Raw genomic sequence first — 21,122 nt, forward strand, 5'->3', positions numbered from 1 at the left:
AACTCAGAAGTGAAACGCAACATCGCCGATGGTAGTGTGGTGATTCGCCATGTGAGAGTAGGTCATCGTCAGGCTTCTAAATAAAAGAAAAGGCCACCCAATTGGGTGGCCTTTTTTTTATTTAAAAACTCCGACGGTGAATTAGTGCCGAGCATCTATGAGAGTAGGGCTAAACCGCGCGCAGACGAAGCACAGCTTCGTGCACGGTTTAGCGACCGGCCATGGATGGCCGGGCCGGGGCCTGATCGAACAATCTGCAGCTGCGCCAGGGATGGTGACTCAACAGCCCATCGCCCCTGCATACAGGCTTCTATCCCAAAAGCCCTGATTGCTTAGGCGGTCAGGGCTTTTTTATTGCCGGCGTCTACTTACCGCCCCTTCCGGAAACCGGCGCATTTTTACCCTATTAGCCCAGGCGGACGGGATAGGGCGTGTCGGGATCCATACCCATAGGTTATTCACAGGTCTATCCAAACCTTCTGTTGGTAACCTGGACCGGGGTAATTTTGCGGTGAATCCCGGCGGGGGCTGTGGACTAATTCAGCCTGCCTGGGTTTGTTCAGGGTTTACATGTAAAAGTGCAGGTTAACCGGGGCTGGCGCGCCGGACGTAACAGCTAGCAGCCCTAAATCGTGTTCGACGTGAGGACCGGGTGGGTAGAGGCTGGCTGGGACGAAGTGCTCAAACGGCCTCGCACTGGAACTCAATCATGCCAGCACTGATATTGTCCTTCCCGCCCATCCTGTTGGCTTCATCGATAAACCGGCGCGTGCATGTCAGTGCCGGGCGATGCGAGTTCAGGATTCTTTCCAGGCTGTTGTCATCCAGGTAGTCCGTCAGGCCGTCGCTGCAGAGCAGCAACAGGTTGTAGCCGGTCAACCGACGACTGTTAATGGATGGAGTGACTTCTGGGGTTACTCCCAGCGCGCGGGTAATCTGGTTGCGCAGTGTGGAGCGTCGCCCTTCCTCTTCGGTCAACTGGCCGCGGTCGATCAGCTCCTGCACATAACTATCATCCCGGGTCAGGCGTTGTATGCCCTGCTCAGACCAGAGGTAGGCACGGGAGTCCCCGACATGGGCGACCACCAGGAAGTCGCGCCAGATTGCCGCTGCGACAATGGTCGTGCCCATCTGGGCATGATCGGGTGTTGCCTGTTTCGCGTCGAGGATAAGCTGGTTGGCGGAGCATACGGCGGTAAGGAGGTTGCTGCGAATGGCCTCTTCCTGCTGGCGCGTTGGGGTAGCGAGGAAGTCACCGCTTATCAGCCGGGCAAGGCATTTCCTGATAGTTTCGGTGGCGATGGCACTTGCCCGCGCGCCGCCGCGGTGCCCGCCCATGCCATCAGCCAGAATCACAAAAGCAAAAGGGTGATCAGGGTCTTCCCAGTGGCATATGCAGTCTTCGTTCTCTTCCCTGAATAATCCAATATCAGTCTGTCCATCGACAGCCAACCGTACAGACGCCATCGCAGCGCGGCTCCTTTATACCTGGTTGTTACTTCTCCATTAGCAGTCGCGGGATCACTACCTGGCCGAAAGCGGCCGAAAGCCCCAACTCACTGCAAGATACGTTATTTGGGGCACGAGCTTAACCGGGTGTAAGAGCATGTAATAACTGTGCTGAATAATGGTGCAGATCCCTGGTAACAGGCGGACACGGGCTGCTTCGCCGTCCGTTATTGACGGGTTTTACAGGAGAGAGCAGCGTCCCCCGGCTGTATTTCCCCAACCGGTTTTTCCCGCGCACCGATCCCGCGCACCGTCAGGTGACGAGTCCTGGCGACCGCCGTGGGGAGACCAGGGTGGCAATACACCAGCTGCCCGGATGCCGCATTCTTGAAGAATCAGTTGTAAGCAATTAGATTGTGCGCAACTGAATGCGGTAAATTGCCGTATCGAGTACAAAAGCAGCCAAATCAGGAGGCGATGCAATGAGCGATCTGTTCAGTATTCCGGTGAAGGCCCAGGACGGCAGCGAAACCTCGCTGGCCGAGCACAAGGGCAAAGTGCTGCTTGTGGTCAACACGGCCAGCAAGTGTGGATTTACTCCGCAGTACAAGGGCCTGCAGTCCCTGTATGAAAAGTACCGTGATCGCGGGCTGGAGGTGCTGGGTTTCCCCTGCAACCAGTTCGGTGGCCAGGAGCCGGGTGGGGATGATGAGATCCAGGAGTTCTGCGAACTTAACTTCGGTGTTTCCTTCCCGCTGTACTCCAAGCTGGAGGTGAATGGCCCGGGGGCGCACCCGCTCTTCAGCGAACTCAAGCAGCAGGCACCTGGCATCCTGGGTACCGAGCGGATCAAGTGGAACTTCACCAAGTTCCTGGTAAACCGCGAAGGACAGGTGGTGAAGCGCTTTGCGCCCAAGGACAAGCCGGAAGCGCTGGAGGACGAAATCGAGGCGCTGCTGTGAGCGACGCCGGCAGGCCGGCGTTTCCCTGCGATAGCGGGGATCCGCTGGCGCTGGACGGCCAGTTGTGTTTTGCCCTTTATGCCGCCTCCCGGGCAATGACCCGTGCCTACCAGCCGATGTTGCGGGACCTGGAGCTGACCTACCCCCAGTACCTGGTTCTACTGGTCCTCTGGGAGTGGGATGCCGCTGCGGCGCGCGGTGAATCGCCGGATGTCGGGGTCGGGGCCCTGGGCCGACGCCTGATGCTGGATTCCGGCACCATCACGCCCCTGCTCAAGCGCATGGAACAGCGCGGCCTGGTGAGCCGGTGGCGGGCTTCCCGCGACGAGAGGGTCACCCTGGTCGCCGTCACCGATAGCGGCCGTGCCCTGAAGCCGCGTGCCCAGGAGTGGGTTGAGCGACAGCTCGCTTCCTCGGCAGTCACCCGTGAGGAAGTGGAGTCGTTGCGGGGCCAGCTGTGGCAGTTCCTGGAAAAACTGGGGAGCTCCGGTTGAGTCTCCCCACCTCTCGCCCCAGGCGTCTCCCGAGTCTGTGAGTCGTACCCTTTCGCCTAATATTCCTGAAAAAATAGGACTGGCATCCTTTAAATTGCTCTTCACCTTTCATTATTAGGATGAGTGTTGACGCCTGATTGAGGGGCGGCGCATAATGCGGGCAGTTAACACAACGTCCAGATGGTCATGTTTACCAATCACTTCAAATCCTGGCATCTCTACCGCGCCCTAGCTTTCTCGCTACGACTGCCCGGCGGCGGCAGATAATTTTATTCCTTCCCCGTCACACAGAATTCCACACTTATTGTTGGTCAATGCGTAGACAGCCTGTGAGCGGCTGTTTAGCCTCGAGCCATAGCTTGGAGAGAGCCAGATGAACACTAAAAAAGATAAATTAGTCATTTTCGATACCACCCTGCGTGACGGCGAGCAGAGCCCCGGCGCGTCCATGACCAAAGACGAGAAAATCCGCATTGCCAAGATGCTGGAGCGGATGCGGGTCGACGTTATCGAGGCCGGATTCGCCATCGCCAGCCAGGGTGACTTCGATGCCGTGCAGGCGGTTGCGGAAGCCGTCAAGGACTCCCGCGTGTGCAGCCTGGCGCGTGCGGTGGGGCCGGATATCATCCGCGCCGGCGAGGCCCTGAAGAAAGCCAACGCCTCGCGTATCCATACGTTTATCGCCACCTCGCCAATCCACATGAAATACAAGCTCCAGATGGAGCCGGAAAAAGTGCTGGAGCAGGCGGTGGCAGCGGTGAAGCACGCGCGCCAGTTTACCGATGATGTGGAGTTTTCCCTCGAGGACGGCAGCCGTTCCGAGCCGGATTTCATGTACCGCATCATCGAGGCGGTGATTGCCGCCGGTGCCGGCACCATCAATATCCCCGATACCGTGGGTTACGGTGAGCCCGGTGAGTACGGTGCCATGTTCCGGCGCGTGATCGAGAACGTGCCCAATTCCGACCAGGCTATTTTCTCCACCCACTGCCACAACGACCTGGGCCTGGCCGTGGCCAACTCCCTGTCCGCGGTGATGAACGGCGTGCGCCAGGTGGAGTGCACCATCAACGGCCTGGGCGAGCGGGCCGGTAACGCCTCGCTGGAGGAAATCGTAATGGCGGTACAGACCCGCCATGACCTCTACCCGGTGGAAACCCGTATCGATCCCAGCCATATCGTGCCCACCTCGCGCATGGTTTCCTCCATCACCGGCTTCCCGGTGCAGCCCAACAAGGCAATTGTGGGGGCCAATGCTTTTGCCCATGAGTCCGGTATCCACCAGGACGGCGTGCTCAAGCACCGCGAGACCTACGAGATCATGCGGGCCGAGGACGTTGGCTGGGGTAATAACCGCCTGGTGCTGGGCAAGCATTCCGGCCGCGCCGCGGTAAAGGCCCGCTACGAGGAGCTGGGCCACAGCTTTGACGACCCGGCCGAGTTCCAGCTGGTGTTCCAGCGTTTCAAGGACCTGGCTGACAAGAAACACGAGATCTTCGATGAGGACCTGCAGTCCATCATGGCCGGGGCCCAGGAGCCGGTGGAGCGCTACCGTCTCGGGTCCATCGATGTGCACAGTCGCAGCGGCAACCGCCCGCGGGCGCAAATGCAGATCCTGATCGATGGCGCCGAGGTGAATGCGGAAGCGGACGGCAGCGGCCCGGTGGATGCCACCTTCAAGGCCATCGAGTCAGTGGTGAAGAGCGCCGCCGACCTGAAACTGTACTCGGTCAATGCCGTTACCCAGGGTACCGACTCCCAGGGCAGTGTGACCGTGCGGCTGGAACGCGACGGCCGGCTGGTCAACGGTGTCGGTGCCGATACCGATATCCTGGTTGCCTCTGCACAGGCCTACCTGGATGCCTTAAACTTGCTCGCCAGTGGAGAAAGCAAGAGAAAGGGCGTCTGATGCACGAACGACATCGCGCGGAATACCTGCAGGCGCTGGGCGTCACCAGCTATATGCCGCGCTTTGTAATGCCGCTGGCACCGGAGCCGCGCCAGGCGCAGCTGCCGCCAGCGGAGCCGGAAGAGGGCGCGGGGCAGGCCGGCAGCCCGCTGCCACGCTCGGCCGCCCAGCTGGTTGAGGCGCCCCCCGAGCCGGTGCCCACCCCGGTTGCGGATGCCGGCACCGCTCCCCCGCCGCCATCGCCATCCGCGCCACAGCCGGAAGTGCTGCGTGAGGTAGGCGCTATCACGCGCGAGACCCGGGCTGAGCCCGCACCCGCGCGCCCCACCGAGCTGGCGCCTCCGCGCCAGGAAGTGGAGCCCTTTGTCCTCAGCTGCTGGTGGCTCGGCGATGAGCTGCTGGCAGTGGACAGCCGCGAGCCCGGTGCAGCGCTGCCGGTGGACGCGCTGTTCAACAATATGGTTCGGGCCATGGGCTGGCATGAACTGCCGCGGGAGCAGGATCGCCTGCGCTGGCCGCTGGCGGAAAACCGCTTTGCCGGCCCGGCCGCTGCCAGCGACGCCCGCGATACCTGTTCCAGCTGGCTGGAGGCCGCCAGCGCGCGCCGCCCGGTCAAGTCCATCTGGCTGATGGGGTCCCAGGCACACCAGTTCTGTTCCCCGATCCCCCTCGATGGCACCGGGCAGCAGACCGGTGACTGGAATGGCATCCGCCTGCTGGCCATGCCCAGTCTCAGTGAACTGCTGCGTGAGCCCGGTCGCAAGCGCGACGTCTGGCAACTGCTGCGGCAGAGCTATCCCGAGCAGACCCGCAGCCGGTGATCCCCCCCGCCAATTCTACCGCCGCCGATTTCCCGGTCGCCGGTGCGCGACTGCGCGCGGCGGGCGCCGCCGACAGTGTTGCGCTGGCGCAACTGGCACATAGTGCTCACAGCCATCCCTGGAGCGAGCGCCAATACCTCGACAGCCTGGAAGCCGGCCATGCAACCTGGTTGCTGGAGAGCGCGGCGGGCGAGCTGATAGCCTGTTGTGTGGTTTCACAACTTTTTGATGAGGCCGAGATCCTGGATGTGGCGGTCGCCCCCCGCTGGCGCCGGCGTGGCATTGCACGGGCCCTGCTGCAACAGGTTATCGACCGGCTTCCCGAGGGCACCAGCCGCCTGCTGCTGGACGTACGTGCCTCCAACGAGGCCGCCCGCGGTCTCTATGCGGGACTGGGCTTCGTCGAGGACGGGGTGCGCCGCAACTACTATCCCGCTACCGGCGGCGGTCGCGAGGATGCCATCCTGATGAGTTGTGCGCTCTAGCCTCAGGGCCTGGCAGTAATCTCTCCGTCGGGGCATCTCGCCGAGAGTCGCCGGACCCCGCTGGCAAGACACTGGTAGAATACCGGCACTCATCGCAAACCAATGTAGCCGCGGCGGCCTGCCCGCTGCGCCCAGGGTATTTCATGGCGTTATCCGGCAAAAATCCCTCACTGCTCGAAGGCCCCGTTGCGGGACACCTGCAACGCCTGGCGCTCCCCATGGTGTGGGGCATCCTCGCCACCATGTCCTTCAATGTGGTGGATACCTATTTCGTGGCACAGCTGGGCAACGCCCAGCTGGCGGCGATGAGTTTCACCTTCCCGGTGGTGATGGTGATCAACGCCTTTGCCATCGGCCTGGGGGCGGGGACCTCCTCGGCGGTGGCACGGGCCTACGGTGCCGGTGACCTGGAACGGGTGCGCCGCCTGGTAACCGACGCCGCCATGCTGGCATTCCTGGTGGCGCTGGCGATCAGTGTGGTGGGGCTCGCCACCATCAAGCCGCTGTTCCGGCTGCTGGGGGCGGAAGAGGCGATGCTGCCGCTGATCGCCGACTATATGGTGCCCTGGTACCTGGGCGCGACCTTCGCGGTCGTGCCCATGGTGTGCCTGTCGGCCCTGCGCGCCATCGGCAACAGCTGGGTCACCGGGCGGATCATGGTGGCGGTTGCCCTGTTCAACCTGGTGCTGGACCCGCTGTTGATCTTCGGGCTGCTGGGCTTCCCCCGACTCGAATTGCAGGGCGCCGCCCTGTCCACCGTGATCGCCCGCGGTGTCAGCTTTGTCGCCGCCCTCTATTTCCTGATCCGCAAGGAGCACCTGCTGGCCGCACCGCAGCTGCGCCCGGCGGCCCTGCTGCAGTCCTGGCGCACGGTCCTCAAGGTGGGGCTGCCGGCCATTGCGACCAATGTGATTATCCCCATGGCCGGCGGTGTGGTGGTGGCGCTGGTAGCCGTGCACGGCGCAGAGGCGGTGGCCGGCCTCGGTGTGGCCCTGCGGATCGAGCCGCTGGCGCTGATCGTGTTCTACGCCCTGTCCTCCGTGGTCGGGCCATTTATGGGACAGAACGCCGGTGCCGGCAAGGTGGACCGCATGCGGGAGACCGTGAGTGTGCTGGCCCGTTTCTGCGTGGGCTTCGGCCTGCTGCTGGCGGCGGTGCTGTATGTTGCCGGGGAACCCCTGGTGCGCCTGTTCAGTGACTCGGGCGAGGTGATCGCGGTGGCGGTGGCCTACCTCACACTGGTGCCGTTCAGTTATGCCGGGTATGGTTTCGTGATGTCCGCCAACGCGTCCTTCAATGGCCTGGGCCGGCCGCTGCCGGCGACCCTGGTTTCCTTCCTGCGGGTACTGGGTATCTACCTGCCGCTGGCGTGGGTCGGCAACCAGGTGTGGGGAATCACCGGCCTGTTCGCAGCCACGGCGGCTTCCAACCTGCTGTTGGGGGCTCTGGCCTGGTGGTGGTTGCGTCGTACCGTGAGCGGACATGAATACAGTGAGGCACACTTGCAGGCCCAGTGACGGTAGCCACCGCTGCCGCCGCAGAAACAATAACAAGAATGCGGAGTTGCACCATGCACAAGTTGAACCTTTTCCTCGGCGCGCTGTTGCTCAGTGTCGCCGCTGGCGCTGCCCCGGCTGACCCTGGCAAGGGTGCTGCCGCAAAAAGCGTCCCCAATCCCTTCGACAGCCACCCGATCCACTTTGCGGCCGTGAATGAGGTGTCCATTGCCTACCAGGATATGGGCCCCCGTGATGCCGAGCCGGTATTGCTGGTGATGGGGCTGGGCGCGCAGATGCTGCACTGGGGCGACACCCTGGTGCAGGGATTGCTGGATGCCGGGTTCCGGGTGGTGGTATTTGATAACCGCGATGCCGGCCTGTCACAGAAGTTCTACGACCTCTCCGCACCTCCGGTGTGGTGGACCATGGTCAAGGACAAGGTCGGCCTGGACCCCGACCCGGCTTATACACTGGAAGACATGGCCGCGGATGCCATCGGCCTACAGGACGTGCTGGGTATCGAGCGCGCCCATGTAGTGGGCGCTTCCATGGGTGGCATGATTGCCCAGGTGATGGCAGCCCGGTACCCGCAGCGCCTGCGCAGCCTGACTTCCATTATGTCCAGCTCCGGTGCGGCGGGATTGCCGGAGGCGCAGCCGCAGGCCCTCGAGGCCCTGGCCAGCGCCGCGGAGCGCGCGCCCAACCGGGCGGAGGGTATCGAAAAGGGAGTGGCTATCTCCCGGGCACTGGGGTCCCCGGAATACTTCGATGACGCCGATGCCCGGCAGCGGGTCGAGCGTGTCGCCAACCGCGGTGGCTTTGGCCCGGGCATGGTGCGGCAGTTCGAGGCGATTGTCGCCAGCGGTGATCGCTCGGCGCTCCTACAGGAAATTGACGTCCCCACACTGGTGATCCACGGCGCGGCGGACCCGCTGCTGCCGGTGGCCCACGGCCGTGACACGGCGGAGAAAATTCCCGGTGCAGACTTTGTCGCCATCCCCGGCATGGGCCACACCTTTGGGCCGGTCGCCAGTGAGCGTGTGCTCGGAAAACTGGTGCCCTTCCTGGAGAACCACTGAGAAAAGGTTGTAAAACAACCTGGTTCAGGGCAGGGAGCATAACGATGAAGATGGAACTCGGCGCATTCTCGATCAGCCTCGCGGTAAAGGGCCTGGAGAAGTCCAGGGCCTTTTATGAAAAGCTGGGGTTCGAGTCTCTGGGCGGAGACCCCGCGCAAAAATGGCTGATCCTGAAGAATGGCGATCACGTGATCGGGCTTTTTGAGGGGATGTTTGAGAAAAACATCCTGACCTTCAACCCGGGCTGGGACCAGGGCGCGAACAGGCTGCCCGCGTTTACGGACGTGCGGCAGTTGCAGAAAGCGCTCAGGGGGCAGGGCGCGACGTTCAGCGAGGAAGCTGATGAGTCATCTTCCGGGCCAGCGTATTTCGTGATGGAAGACCCGGACGGCAACCCGATACTGGTAGACCAGCATGTATAGGTATTGTTCGCCTCGCCCTTCCCGGGAGGGACGGGCCAACGGTTGATCAGGAGCCAGTTCCGGCCAGTCCACCGTGACCGGAAGAAAATCCACACAAGGCCAGCGAAGGGTGGAAATAGTATGAGGGCGAAAACGGCAACATTCTGCTGTATCGGGGTGTCGGTACTCTTTGCCCTGTCAATTGTCCTTTGCGCCCACTTTCTCCAGGGGAGCGACAATACAGGCCTGGTGACCTAATTCCTGGTGGCGGCCGGTGTGAGGTTTTTCGCTGTCAGTGGAGCGGCTGTGTGGCCTCTTTCAGCCAGGCCCGGGTCTTCTTGTTGACCAGCGGCAGCAACGTCTCGCACACACGCTGGTGATAGTTGTTCAACCAGGCCAGCTCCTGCTCGGTGAGCAGCTCGCGTTTGACCAGGCGCTGGTCGATCGGCGCCAGGGTCAGTTCGCTGAATTCAAGGAAGCCGGGGTGCTGCTCGCTCTCCTTCACATAGACCAGGTTCTCGATACGGATACCGTACTGGCCGGTGAGGTAGAAGCCGGGCTCGTTGGACAGGATCATGCCCGCCCGCAGCGCCACACCGCTGCTCGCCTTGCCGATCCGCTGTGGCCCCTCATGTACGCTCAGGAAGCTGCCGACCCCATGGCCGGTGCCGTGGGCGTAATCCAGCCCGGCGTCCCACAGTGACTTGCGCGCAAAGGCATCGATCTGCTCGCCACAGGTTCCGGCAGGGAAGCGCAGGGCAGCGATGGCGATGTGGCCCTTGAGTACGCGGGTGAAATGCTCGCGGGCGTGTTCGGGAAAGTCGCCGAGCGCCACCGTGCGGGTGACATCGGTGGTGCCGTCCGGGTACTGGCCGCCGGAGTCGATCAGGTAGAGGCCCTCGGGCTTCATGGTGAGGCTCGACTCGGGGCTGACCCGGTAGTGCACGATGGCGCCGTTGGGGCCATAGCCGGAGATGGAGTCGAAGCTGTCGTCGGTAAAGCCCTCGCGCTGCTCCCGTTTCTCCCGCAGCAGCCGTACCGCCTCCAGCTCACCAAAACCCCCGGCAGCCACTTTTTCTGGCAGCTCTGCCAGGAATTCGCACAGGGCGGCGCCGTCGCGCTCGTGGGCGGCCTGCGAGCCCGCCAACTCGGCCGGGTTCTTGAGCGCCTTGGCGGCGGTAATGGGGTCGCGTTCCAGCAGCAGTTCCATCTCCCGGGCGCGCAGCTGCTGCAGGGTCCAGCGGTTGGCCAGCCCCGGGTCCACCCAGATCTTTGCCACATGCTGGCGCCGGGCGGCGTCGAACAGTGATTCCTTGTCGTGCACCAGGCTCACATCGTTGCCCAGGTGCCGGCGCAGTGCCTCGCCGGTGGCGGCCTCCGCCAGGTAAAGGGTGGCGCTGCCATCGCGGTAGAGAATGGCGCAGGACAGGGCGACTGGAAGATGCGGGATGTCGTCACCGCGAATATTGAACAGCCAGGCGCACACCTCCGGGTTTGCCAGCCACAGGGCGTCGGCGGGCTTGTCCGCCAGCAGCTCGGCGATGCGTTTGCGCTTGCTGGCCGAGTCCTCGCCGGTGAAGGTCTCGGGGTGGGGACGCGCGGCGCCACTGGGGCTGGTTGGCCGGTCGGCCCAGATCGCATCGATGGGATTGGTCTCCAGCGGGCGCAGCTCGATCCCCCGTTCAGCCAGGCGTTTGGCCAGTGGCGCCAGGCCCGGTTCGGTGTGCAGGCGCGGGTCGTAGCCCAGCGCATCGCCGGCCCTGAGGTTGTCGCACAGCCAGCGGGCAATAGCCTCGGCGTTCAGGTCCTGCTGCTCGATGGGCTGGTCGCCGATCTGCTGCTGGGCCTGGATGGTATAGCGCCCATCCACAAACAGGGCGGCCCGGTCGCCTGCCAGCGCTGCCAGGCCGGCGGAACCGTCAAAGCCGGTCAGCCAGGCCAGTCGCTCGTCGGAGGCGGGCACATACTCGTTCTGGTACTCGTCACCGCGGGGGACCAGGAACCCCTGCACCTGCTGACCCGCCAGTTCCTCGCGCAGCGCCTGTAAGCGTTCACTACTCATGCAGCCTCCGAAACCTCTTGCCTTTAGTGGACCGAACGGCTCGCGCGGTCGCTAATCTCTGGAAACGCGCAGTGTAGCGGACTGGTCTCTTTCATGCCCGCTGCCGTGTATAATGCGCGCCTTCTTTTTGTACAGACGTCGAGTCGATTTTCTAGATTATGGGCCAGAGTTCCTCCCTGGCGGGCATTGGCGGCCGCCGTACCTTCGCCATCATTTCTCACCCGGACGCCGGTAAGACGACCGTGACCGAAAAGCTGCTGCTGTTCGGGAACGCCATCCAGCTGGCGGGCTCGGTCAAGGGCAAGAAGGGCCCGCACGCCCGCTCGGACTGGATGACCATGGAGCAGGAGCGGGGCATTTCCGTGACCTCGTCGGTCATGCAGTTCCCGTACCGGGACCGCACGGTCAACCTGCTGGATACCCCGGGCCACGAAGATTTCTCGGAGGATACCTACCGGGTACTGACCGCCGTGGACTCGGCGCTGATGGTGATCGATGGCGCCAAGGGCGTCGAGGACCGCACCATCAAACTGATGAACGTGTGCCGCCTGCGCACCACGCCGATCCTGTCGTTTATCAACAAACTCGACCGCGATATCCGCGACCCGATCGAGGTGATGGACGAGATCGAGGAAGTGCTGGATATCCAGGCCGCACCCATCAACTGGCCGCTGGGCTCCGGCCAGCACTTCAAGGGTGTGTACAACCTCTATACCGACACCATCCATGTGTTCAAGCAGGGCCAGGGCCACACCATTCCCGAGGATATCCAGATCCAGGGGCTGGACAGTGACGAGGCCACCGAGCTGCTGGGCGAGTACGCCGACGAGATCCGCGAGGAGATCGAGCTGGTCCGGGGCGCCACCCACGAATTCGACCTGGAGGCCTACCTGGCGGGCAAGCTGACCCCGGTATTCTTCGGTACTGCACTGGGCAACTTCGGCGTGCGCGAGATGCTCGATGGCTTTGTCGAGTGGGCCCCGGGCCCCCAGCCGCGCGAGACCAACGAGCGCACTGTGACCCCGGATGAGAAAAAGTTCTCCGGTTTCGTGTTCAAGATCCAGGCAAACATGGACCCTAAGCACCGGGACCGCATTGCCTTTATGCGCGTCTGTTCCGGCACCTATCATCGCGGCATGAAGATGAAGCATGTACGCATCGGCAAGGATGTGAAGATCGCCGATGCGGTGACCTTCATGGCCGGCGACCGTACCCACGTGGAAGAGGCCATTGCCGGCGATATCATCGGCCTGCACAACCACGGCACCATCCAGATTGGCGATACCTTTACCGAGGGCGAGCAGCTCAAGTTTACCGGTATCCCCAACTTTGCCCCGGAGCTGTTCCGCCGCATCCGCCTGAAGGACCCGCTGAAGCTCAAGCAGCTGCAGAAGGGCCTGCAGCAGCTGTCCGAGGAGGGTTCCACCCAGGTATTCTTCCCGCTGGACACCAATGACATCATCGTTGGCGCCGTGGGGGTGCTGCAGTTCGAGGTGGTGGCCTACCGCCTGAAGGACGAGTACAAGGTGGAAGCCATTTACGAAAACGTGAATGTACACACGGCCCGCTGGGTGGACAGCGAGAGCGGCAAGGAGCTGGATAACTTCAAGCGCAAGGCCAGCACCAACCTGGCGCTGGACGGGTCCGGCCACCTGACCTACCTGGCGCCCACACGGGTGAATCTGCAGCTGGCGGAAGAGCGCTACCCGGAGATCCGCTTCTACGCCACCCGCGAGCACTGATTATTCCCGCTCCCCTTGTCCCGGGGGGCGGAGAAACAAACTTGTAGCAGCCTGCCCGCAGGCGAGAGCAGTCACGAGAGAACAATAAAGTGAGCACGATTCCAGAAAATATACCCGAAGAGGTGCCGCGCATTGGTAACGGGTTCACCAGCGGCGTGGGCCTGTTGTTTATCAAGATGCTGGGCTGGCGCTTTGAGGGCAACCTGCCCGCGGAAAAGAAGGTGATGGTGGCCCTGGCCCCGCACACTTCCAACTGGGATTTTGTGGTGGCCATGCCGATGATCCTGGCGCTGAGGGTGAAGATCTCTTTCATGATGAAGAAAGAGGCCTTCTTCTTCCCGTTCAAGCGACTGTTCATGTGGCTGGGCGGCCTGCCCACCGACCGCAGCTCTCCCCGCGGCCTGGCCCAGCAGATGTCCAGGGCCTACCGCAGCAACGACAAGATGTGGATGGCAATCACTCCCGAGGGAACGCGCAAAAGGGTGAGCAAGTGGAAAACGGGCTTCCTGCGCATCGCCTACGCGGCGGACGTCCCGATCCTGTTGATCGCCTGGGACTTCCCCAACAAGCGGATCTGCGTGGACTCCCTGTACCAGCCTACCGGCAACCTGGATGAGGACATGGCCGAGATCCAGCGCCGCTTCGCCAGCTACCGCGGGCGCAAGCCGGAAAACCAGACCCCGGTCACCGGGGATAACTGATCCCGGAGCACTGTGGAAGCGATCGCCGGCGAGCTGTCACTGTTTACCTACCTGATACTGTCCGCAGTGGCCTTTGCCGCGGGCTTTATCAGTGCAATCGCCGGCGCCGGCGGCATGATTACCCTGCCGGCACTGCTGTGGGCGGGCATCCCGCCGCTGGACGCCCTGGGCACCAACAAGTTCCAGAGCGTGTTCGGCACCCTGTCTTCGGCGATCAACTACTTCCAGAAGGGCCACCTGGACCTGCGGCCGCTGTGGCCGGGCCTGTTCGCCGCCATCGGCGGCGCGGCGCTGGGTACCTGGAGCGTTACCCGGCTGGGTGGTGAACAACTGCAGGTACTGCTGCCGATCCTGCTGATTGCCATCGCGGTGTATTTCGCCTTCTCACCGCGTATTGCCGACGTGGATTCCCAGCCGCGGATGCGCAACGGCACCTTCAACCTGTTTGTGGGTGGGGGCATCGGCTTTTACGGCGGCTTTTTCGGGCCCGGCATGGGCTCGTTCTACGCGCTGGCCTTCGCCGCGCTGCTGGGATACAACATGCGCAGGGCAACCGCCCACACCAAGCCGCTGGTGCTGGCCACCAATGCCACCTCCATGGTGATCTTTATGGCCGGCGGGCACCTGTTCCTGTGGCTGGCACTGTGCATGTCCGCCGCCCAGGCGGTGGGGGCCCGGCTGGGCTCCAACCTGGTGGTGGCCCGCGGCGCGCAGCTGGTGCGCCCGGTGATCATCCTGGCCACCATCGCGGTGGCGGCGCGGCTACTGGTCGATAACCTGGGATAAGCGGAGAGAGCGCCATATGACGGTGGTACTGACCCTGCTGATTTCATTTGCAACCTTTGCCCTGATAGTCTGGGCACTGATGCATATGCGCACCCCGCGTTTCCGCATGGAAAGGGAACAGTTTGTGCAGGGGCTGGAGGACGTGATTACCGGGCAGGCGGATGACAACGAGTGGCGGGTGCTGACCGGCTACCCGATGCGCCACGACCCGGAACTGGAAGAGGTCCGCCTGCAATGCCTCGAGATCGAGGAAAAGGAATATACCGGGCAGATGCCCTACCTGTTTACGGAGGCCGGCCTGGATCGCCTGCGCGAAGTACGTGAGCAGTTACTGACAACCGAACCTGACAAGAACCTGAAGAAGTAATCAAGGATAACCACATGCTGAAACCATTGCTGTCCCTGACCGGGGGCCTGGTCGCGGCCCTCGCGGTCAGCGCACTGCACGCCAAGCCGCTCTCTGATGAAGACCTGTCGGTGGCCGAGGTCCTGCGTGACCGTGCCCTGGAAACCTCCGATGCCTACAGCATTGTTGAGTCCCTGACCGTGGAAGTGGGTCCGCGCCCCGCCGGTTCCGCCGGCGACCGCCGCGCCGTGGCCTGGGCCCAGGAAAAAATGAAGGAACTGGGCTTTGACCGCGTCTACACCGAGCAGATCGAGGTCCCGCGCTGGAACCGTGGCCACGCCCACGCGCGCGTCACCGCGCCTTTCCCGCAACCGCTGGTAGTGACCTCCCTGGGTTACTCCGTGGGTACCCCGGAAGGCGGCATCACCGCCGAGATCGTGGAACTCCCGGACGTCGAGGCCCTGATGAAGGCCCCGGCCAGCAAAGTGAAGGGCAAGATCGTATTTATCAACAAGCGCATGGAGCGCACCCGCACCGGTGAGGGCTACGGCCCGGTCGTGGGTGGCCGCAGCCAGGGGATGCGCAACGCCGCCGAGAAAGGCGCCGCTGCCCTGATGATCCGTTCCGTGGGCACCGATTCCGACCGCTTCGCCCACACCGGCATGATGTCTGTCGAGGGCGTCGACAACCCGGTGCCGGCGCTGGCCCTGTCCGCCCCGGACGCCAACCTGCTGGAGGCCATGCTGGAGCGCGGCAAGCCGGTGGAAGTAAAACTGGATGTACACAACCAGCGCCTGGAAGACGGCCCCTCGTTCAATGTGATCGGCGAAATCACCGGCCGTGAGAACCCGGAAGAGGTGATGGTCATCGGTGCCCACCTGGACTCCTGGGATGAAGGCACCGGCGCCCTGGATGATGGCGCCGGCGTGGCCGTGGTAATGGAAACCGCGCGCCTGATCGCCGAGCTGCCGCAGCGCCCGCGCCGTACCCTGCGGGTGATCCTGTACGGTGCCGAGGAGATCGGCCTGGTGGGTTCCAAGCAGTACGTCGAGGCCCACCAGGACGAGCTGGACAACATCATTGCCGTGTCCGAATCTGATTTCGGTGCCGGCAAGATCTGGCGCTTCGACACCCGCCTGCCGGAGACCAAGTTCGACATCGCCGACCAGATGATGCAGCTGCTGGCCCCGTTGGGCATCGAGCGCGGCAACAACAAGTCCTACGGCGGTCCGGACAGCAGCGTCTTCGTGGCCCAGGGCGTACCGGCCTTCGGCCTGTACCAGGACGGTACAGACTACTTCGACTACCACCACACGCCCAACGACACACTGGACAAGGTGGACCCGGAGAACCTGAAGCAGAACGTAGCGGCCTGGGTGGTAATGTCCTTCCTGGCCACAGAAATGGAAGGCGACCTGGGACGCGTGCCGACCGAGCACTGATTCCCCATATCTGGACATCAGTACCAGTTGCGCCAAAACCCCGCCCTGTGCGGGGTTTTTTGTGCCCGTTTGCCTGAATAAGTGCCGTGTTCAGAAGCCACAGGCTTATGAACAAGGTGTCGGGCCACCTAACGCGCTGATTTAAAGGGACTTTCCAGAAAAGACTTCGTGTTCAAGAGCCAGCCCGGCTGCAGTTCTAACAGGTTGAGGGCTCATTAATGCAAGTGGAATATATTTGAAGAAAGTCTATCAGATTGATTTTATAGGGGATTTGGATTTGCCATTGTGCTCTACCTGCGAGATAAAGAGCCAAATGCATATAGAGCCACTGGCTTCTGAATAAAACTGTTATGTTTCCGTGGGTAGTTTTGAGTGAGACCAAATTATATAACGTACATTTCGGGAGTGGGATTAGTCATACTTCCTACCTTCTTTGCAATGCTTGTTTCGCTTAAATATTCTGTAATCGAATATTTTTTGGTCTCGTTAGCTTTGGCCATTAGCGTCATGATTGCACGTCGAATGAAAGTAGTGGGCCCAGTAAATTTACTTTTCAGCTCACTGGTCGTGATGGTGTCTATATTCAAGATATTTGAGGCATCACTCCCTACATTACTGTTTGGCGAAATTTTGATATCTCGGCGAGTCTTGGCCGTAGGAGTCTCGCTCATTCCTGTGGTAACAACCGATGTCTATTGGAATTTCAAGGGTGCCAGAACGCAAACATAACAATCGGCTGTTATCGCCCCTGCGGGGCTGGGACAGCCTTTCCGCGGCTTTGCCGCTCCAAGTCCGCCCCAAAGCCGGACGTTAGGAGTCAGTTTGGGAAATTTATTTGAGGTAAATGACACTTACTCTTCTCAGCTTGAGAGACTCAAAGAGCCTAGTGACTGGTATGACGTGATTGGCGATTTCGGCCTTGGGGAAGCTGAGGTCCTCGAACTCGAAGATTCTTGGCCACTCTGGCAGGAGGCGCTTAAGAATGAAGTTTCCGCTATTAAGTATCTCTTTACTGGAAGCTACCACCCGTCACAAAATGCTGGTGGTGATCCTGCAGTGGGATATATCGATAGTGCCACTGTTAGTGCTATCTCAGATATTTTTCAGTCGACTGAAAGAGGTGAGTTTGAAGCTATTTTGGCTAAAACCGGTTTTAGTCCTGAACACGATATCTGGCTCTATAGTGAGCTTAAGAGTTTCTTCTACGGTGTGAAATCGCGTAATTCAGCAATTTTGATATTGCTTACCTAATGAGCAACTCCTAACAAGCGACTGTGATGTCAAGCAGCCTGCTTGACATCGCACTCTCCCCAGTAAGTCCCATCCCTCACCATCGCATTTAGCACTACAATCATCTTCCGCATGCTCGCCGTCAGCGCGACTTTCCGGTGCTTGCCCTCACTGACCAGGCGACTGTAAAAATCACGGATCATCGAATTGTGGATCGTCGCTGAAAGCGTCGCCATGTACAGGATTGTCCTGACCTGTGCCCGCCCTCCCTTAATTCTTCGCTTGCCTCTCAGCATGCCGCTATCGCGATTGAAGGGCGCCACACCAACCAGGGCAGCAATCTCCTTCGGGTTGAGGCTTCCCAGCTCGGGCAGCTCCGCGATCAGAGTGGTGGCCAGCAGCTTGCCGACGCCTGGTACAGTTTCGAGCTGTTCCCGTTTGGCGCGCCAGAGCTCCTCACTCTTTACCGCCTTATCCAGCTTCTGATCCACGCGCTCGATTTCCTTATCCAGGAACTTGATGTGGCGGCGATAGTCAGCCTGGAATGCTTTGGGCATGATTTTAGCCCGGTTAAGCTCCATGGTGCGCATGGTCATAACCTGACGGCGCCGTGCCAGTAAGTCTTTGATCTGCCGTTGAATTTTCGACTCGGGCGGCAATACCTCTGGTTGCATCACAGCCCCGAAAGCGGCAATCAGCTTGGCATCGACCTTGTCGGTCTTGGCGAGCTGCCCTGCAGCGCCCGCATACCGGCGCACGTTCCTCGGGTTCACGATAACCACCGGCAGCCCCGCCTCCACCAGCAGCTCATACAGCAACCTCTCATAGCGACCAGTGGCCTCCATGACCACTCTCTCAACGTTGAAGCGGCGAATCGCCTTAATCCATTTATCGATATCAGATCGGGTGTTCTCAATCTGCCAATACCGATCACGCTCGTGGATGTAGATATCCAGGAATGTCTTACCGACATCCACGCCAACATTTACCCCTGCTGTAGCCTTCTTGTTCATTGTGAGATCTTCCCATCCTTGCTACATTCGGGCTCGTGAGGCCCATTCGACTGTTCGGGTTGTACATAGGGTCGGCGTGACGCTACATGCTTGTTAACGGGCTAGGCATCGCCTGCACCTGCGCTGCATCGAGCTGTCACGCCGGTAACTTGTTCGTGGCAAGTTACGGGCCTCACCTTACCGAATTTTTGGGGGATTTCACCATACAAGCGGTTGTAATCGCCGCGAAAAGCGCGGCTGGGACGGCTTACGCTGCGCTCCAGCCGACCCTAAACCGAGCGTTATGAGCAAGACTTACCCACGATTAGTAGACACCCTGTATAGTTAGGTTTCGGCCTAACACGGAGGTGTACCATGGGTAAGAAAAGAACTCAGGCGTATACGGAAGAGTTTCGCAGGGAGGCAGTAAAGCGGGCGGAGAGGCCCGGGGCGACCACGGCTTCAGTGGCGAGGGAGCTCGGTGTCAGCGCCCAACAGATTTATAACTGGCGAAGGCAGTTCAATCGGCTGTCAGAGAAGCAATTCAATAGCCGGGATGGCGTAGATTATTCGAAGCAAGAGAGCGCCGAGGTGCGCCGCCTTGGGAAGGAGCTGCATGAAGCGCGCCAGGAGGTCGAGTTTCTAAAAAAGGCAGCTGCGTACTTTGCGAACCACCAAGAGTAAAGTACGCACTGATACGCGAGCATGCAGGGTTGTACCCGATCCGCTTGATGTGTCGGTGCCTGGAAGTGTCGGCTTCGGGCTATTACCGTTGGATCGGCCGAGAGGAAAGCCCTCAGGCGATCCGCAGGAAGTGGATTACCGAGCGAGTGAAGGACACGTTTGAGACCTTCAAGGCTCGTTATGGTGCTCCCAGAATCGCCCGTGAGCTTCTCGAGGCAGGGATCGCTTGCTCTACCAACTATATCGCTGGAATCATGCATAAAGAGCATATCCGGGCGAGGAACGGGAAAGGATTTCGCTACAGCAGGCCCGTCGAAGGTAGAGTCAACGTTGCTGCCAACTTGCTGAAGCGATGCTTCCAGGTGGATAGCCCTAATTGTCGCTGGACTAGCGACATCACCTACATCTGGGTGAAGGACCGATGGCTGTATCTCGCTGTGGTGATGGACCTGTATTCGCGTCGCATCGTCGGATGGGCACTGGATACCCAGATGACCGAAGAGCTTACGCAGCGAGCATTGAAGATGGCCCTGCAGCAAAGGAATTCAAAGCCGGGCTTGATCGTGCATTCAGACCGGGGCGTTCAGTATCGAGCGCAGGGGTAGCAGGACCTGCTGATGAAGAATGGCTGCCGATCCAGCATGAGCCGCCAGGCAAACTGCTGGGACAATGCAGCGATGGAGTCATTCTTCAGTCGCCTAAAAGTGGAGCTGGTTTACGCAGCGAACTTTGGAAGTATCAATGATGCGAAATCTGGGGTGTTTTAATACATCGAGATTTTCTACAACAGGGTACGTAGACACTCTACACTAGGTTACATAAGTCCAGCTGAGTATGAGCGCAAATTCGCGGAGTTATAGTGTCTACTTTTTGTGGGTAAGACCAGTTTCTAAACTAGAATGGTGCAATTAAATGTTTCATAAAGTTTTTCCAGTATTCTTTACTGCAATTTTTATTTCTTTTGGGGCTAGCGCATCAACTGATGGCAATAAAGAGCTTGTGACGAATTTTTACAACGAAGTTATTCTCCGTGCTGGGCATGAGGCAATTGACAAATATATTGGGGATCAATATATCCAGCATAACCCTAATCTTTCTGATGGCAAGGAAGCGTTAAGAAGCTTCATAAAGAGTGTCAACCCGGGTTCAACTCAAACAGAACCATCTGGTGAAATTGTACGAGCCATAGCAGAAGGCGACTTGGTCGTACTTCATGTTAAACACTATCGCTGGCCAGGAAAAAACGGTGGCGCAATAGTAGATATTTTTAGAGTGGCCAATGGTAAGATTGTTGAGCACTGGGATGTAATTCAAGCTGTTCCAGAAAAATCAGCCAATGAAAATACAATGTTCTGATGTTTATTGCTTATCACTAAAAACATAACAATCCACTGTATCCGACATCTCACACTCTGATCTGTAACCACTTTTGTGGACGTTATGTGTGAAAAATAGAACGGAGAAACAGATGAAATCCATTAAGACCTCACTCATGTTTGTAGGGAAGCAGGCTGGAAAAGCCGAGGAGGCGATCAAGTTTTATACCTCTCTATTTCCTGGTTCAGAGATCATTGATCTTCAGCGCTACGAAGCTGGCGAGAATGAACCAGAAGGTTCTACCAAGATGGCTAGGTTTACGATAAACGGCACTGAGTTTATGGCGTTGGACAGCCATCTTGACCACCAATTTACCTTTACACCCTCGATGTCATTGTACGTTGAGTGTGAATCAATGAGCGAAATAAAGAAGGTATTTCGGGCCCTCGCCGAAGGTGGCTCAGAGCTAATGCCTTTGGATGACTACGGTTTTAGCCAAATGTTTGGATGGTTGAACGATAGGTTTGGCGTTTCCTGGCAGCTCAATCTGTCGAGCTAGGTTGATGACAGCATCAACACATAACCATGCGCAGCCTCCGGTTGCCGGACGCTCGCAAGTTCGCGCCAGTGTGCGCGGCGTTATGAGCAAGACTTACCCACGATTAGTAGACACCCTGTATAGTTAGGTTTCGGCCTAACACGGAGGTGTACCATGGGTAAG

Annotated in this window: 22 protein-coding genes; 19 read left to right on the forward strand and 3 right to left on the reverse strand. The window is 59.9% G+C overall.

Annotation, left to right across the window (positions count from 1 at the left end):
• Window positions 1-681 precede the first annotated feature (681 nt).
• Window positions 682-1,467 carry a Stp1/IreP family PP2C-type Ser/Thr phosphatase gene (locus LVD10_RS17710; protein WP_232940960.1) on the reverse strand — a complete coding sequence of 262 codons (786 nt, stop codon included), beginning with the start codon at window positions 1,465-1,467 and terminating at the stop codon, window positions 682-684.
• Window positions 1,468-1,931: 464 nt separating this feature from the next.
• Between LVD10_RS17710 and LVD10_RS17715 the strand changes: the two genes are divergently transcribed.
• From LVD10_RS17715 to LVD10_RS17750, 8 genes are all read left to right on the forward strand, one after another.
• Window positions 1,932-2,411 (forward strand): glutathione peroxidase, encoded by a 480-nt coding sequence (locus LVD10_RS17715; protein ID WP_232940961.1) that lies wholly within the window; start codon window positions 1,932-1,934, stop codon window positions 2,409-2,411.
• The gene (locus tag LVD10_RS18020; RefSeq protein WP_305080384.1) at window positions 2,408-2,905 is read left to right on the forward strand and encodes a MarR family winged helix-turn-helix transcriptional regulator; all 498 of its coding nucleotides are present in this window, start codon (window positions 2,408-2,410) and stop codon (window positions 2,903-2,905) included. The genes LVD10_RS17715 and LVD10_RS18020 overlap by 4 nt, the downstream gene beginning before the upstream one ends.
• A 373-nt stretch (window positions 2,906-3,278) precedes the next feature.
• Complete coding sequence (locus LVD10_RS17725) at window positions 3,279-4,814, forward strand: 2-isopropylmalate synthase (protein ID WP_232940962.1); 1,536 nt, start codon at window positions 3,279-3,281, stop codon at window positions 4,812-4,814.
• Window positions 4,814-5,635, forward strand: coding sequence for a uracil-DNA glycosylase family protein (locus LVD10_RS17730; protein WP_237064475.1), 822 nt, complete (start codon window positions 4,814-4,816; stop codon window positions 5,633-5,635). The genes LVD10_RS17725 and LVD10_RS17730 overlap by 1 nt, the downstream gene beginning before the upstream one ends.
• On the forward strand, window positions 5,632-6,120 hold the full coding sequence (rimI, locus tag LVD10_RS17735; RefSeq protein ID WP_232940964.1) for a ribosomal protein S18-alanine N-acetyltransferase: 489 nt from the start codon (window positions 5,632-5,634) through the stop codon (window positions 6,118-6,120). The genes LVD10_RS17730 and rimI overlap by 4 nt, the downstream gene beginning before the upstream one ends.
• Before the next feature lie 143 nt (window positions 6,121-6,263).
• Window positions 6,264-7,637 carry an MATE family efflux transporter gene (locus LVD10_RS17740; RefSeq protein ID WP_237064476.1) on the forward strand — a complete coding sequence of 458 codons (1,374 nt, stop codon included), beginning with the start codon at window positions 6,264-6,266 and terminating at the stop codon, window positions 7,635-7,637.
• A 53-nt stretch (window positions 7,638-7,690) separates the two neighbouring features.
• Entirely contained in the window at window positions 7,691-8,698 is a 1,008-nt protein-coding gene (locus LVD10_RS17745) for an alpha/beta fold hydrolase (protein WP_237064477.1), read from the forward strand.
• A 44-nt stretch (window positions 8,699-8,742) separates the two neighbouring features.
• Entirely contained in the window at window positions 8,743-9,120 is a 378-nt protein-coding gene (locus tag LVD10_RS17750; RefSeq protein ID WP_237064478.1) for a VOC family protein, read from the forward strand.
• A 271-nt stretch (window positions 9,121-9,391) separates the two neighbouring features.
• On the opposite strand, the gene LVD10_RS17755 is transcribed toward LVD10_RS17750, so the two are convergent.
• The gene (locus LVD10_RS17755) at window positions 9,392-11,161 is read right to left on the reverse strand and encodes an aminopeptidase P family protein (RefSeq protein WP_237064479.1); all 1,770 of its coding nucleotides are present in this window, start codon (window positions 11,159-11,161) and stop codon (window positions 9,392-9,394) included.
• Window positions 11,162-11,319: 158 nt separating this feature from the next.
• On the opposite strand from LVD10_RS17755, the gene LVD10_RS17760 reads away from it, so the two are divergent.
• The 6 genes from LVD10_RS17760 (at window position 11,320) to LVD10_RS17785 (ending at window position 17,429) form a co-directional block, all read left to right on the forward strand.
• Window positions 11,320-12,903: a peptide chain release factor 3 gene (locus LVD10_RS17760; RefSeq protein ID WP_232940969.1), complete on the forward strand. Its 1,584-nt coding sequence runs from the start codon at window positions 11,320-11,322 to the stop codon at window positions 12,901-12,903.
• A gap of 89 nt (window positions 12,904-12,992) precedes the next feature.
• Window positions 12,993-13,604, forward strand: coding sequence for a lysophospholipid acyltransferase family protein (locus LVD10_RS17765; RefSeq protein WP_232940970.1), 612 nt, complete (start codon window positions 12,993-12,995; stop codon window positions 13,602-13,604).
• A gap of 12 nt (window positions 13,605-13,616) precedes the next feature.
• Window positions 13,617-14,390: a TSUP family transporter gene (locus tag LVD10_RS17770; protein ID WP_232940971.1), complete on the forward strand. Its 774-nt coding sequence runs from the start codon at window positions 13,617-13,619 to the stop codon at window positions 14,388-14,390.
• Window positions 14,391-14,406: 16 nt separating this feature from the next.
• Window positions 14,407-14,757, forward strand: a complete 351-nt coding sequence (locus LVD10_RS17775; protein WP_232940972.1) for a hypothetical protein — start codon at window positions 14,407-14,409, stop codon at window positions 14,755-14,757.
• A 14-nt stretch (window positions 14,758-14,771) separates the two neighbouring features.
• A complete protein-coding gene (locus LVD10_RS17780; protein WP_232940973.1) occupies window positions 14,772-16,178 on the forward strand; it encodes a M20/M25/M40 family metallo-hydrolase in 1,407 nt (468 codons plus the stop codon).
• Between the two features lie 822 nt (window positions 16,179-17,000).
• The gene (locus LVD10_RS17785; RefSeq protein WP_237064480.1) at window positions 17,001-17,429 is read left to right on the forward strand and encodes a hypothetical protein; all 429 of its coding nucleotides are present in this window, start codon (window positions 17,001-17,003) and stop codon (window positions 17,427-17,429) included.
• Window positions 17,430-17,458: 29 nt separating this feature from the next.
• Here the strand turns inward: LVD10_RS17785 and LVD10_RS17790 are convergent, their stop codons facing one another.
• Entirely contained in the window at window positions 17,459-18,421 is a 963-nt protein-coding gene (locus tag LVD10_RS17790) for an IS110 family transposase (RefSeq protein ID WP_237064482.1), read from the reverse strand.
• Window positions 18,422-18,775: 354 nt separating this feature from the next.
• Here LVD10_RS17790 and LVD10_RS17795 point away from each other — a divergent pair, with 354 nt between their 5' ends.
• The 5 genes from LVD10_RS17795 (at window position 18,776) to LVD10_RS17810 (ending at window position 20,960) form a co-directional block, all read left to right on the forward strand.
• Window positions 18,776-19,084: a transposase gene (locus LVD10_RS17795; RefSeq protein WP_237064484.1), complete on the forward strand. Its 309-nt coding sequence runs from the start codon at window positions 18,776-18,778 to the stop codon at window positions 19,082-19,084.
• A gap of 11 nt (window positions 19,085-19,095) precedes the next feature.
• Window positions 19,096-19,689: an IS3 family transposase gene (locus tag LVD10_RS17800; protein WP_237064489.1), complete on the forward strand. Its 594-nt coding sequence runs from the start codon at window positions 19,096-19,098 to the stop codon at window positions 19,687-19,689.
• A gap of 12 nt (window positions 19,690-19,701) precedes the next feature.
• Entirely contained in the window at window positions 19,702-19,851 is a 150-nt protein-coding gene (locus LVD10_RS18085) for an integrase core domain-containing protein (protein WP_369413292.1), read from the forward strand.
• Between the two features lie 145 nt (window positions 19,852-19,996).
• Entirely contained in the window at window positions 19,997-20,440 is a 444-nt protein-coding gene (locus LVD10_RS17805; protein WP_237064485.1) for a nuclear transport factor 2 family protein, read from the forward strand.
• A 112-nt stretch (window positions 20,441-20,552) separates the two neighbouring features.
• Window positions 20,553-20,960 carry a VOC family protein gene (locus LVD10_RS17810; RefSeq protein ID WP_237064487.1) on the forward strand — a complete coding sequence of 136 codons (408 nt, stop codon included), beginning with the start codon at window positions 20,553-20,555 and terminating at the stop codon, window positions 20,958-20,960.
• Window positions 20,961-21,122: the final 162 nt, after the last annotated feature.

Origin of the sequence: Microbulbifer zhoushanensis, from assembly GCF_021729055.1 — a bacterium.
Classification (GTDB): domain Bacteria; phylum Pseudomonadota; class Gammaproteobacteria; order Pseudomonadales; family Cellvibrionaceae; genus Microbulbifer; species Microbulbifer zhoushanensis.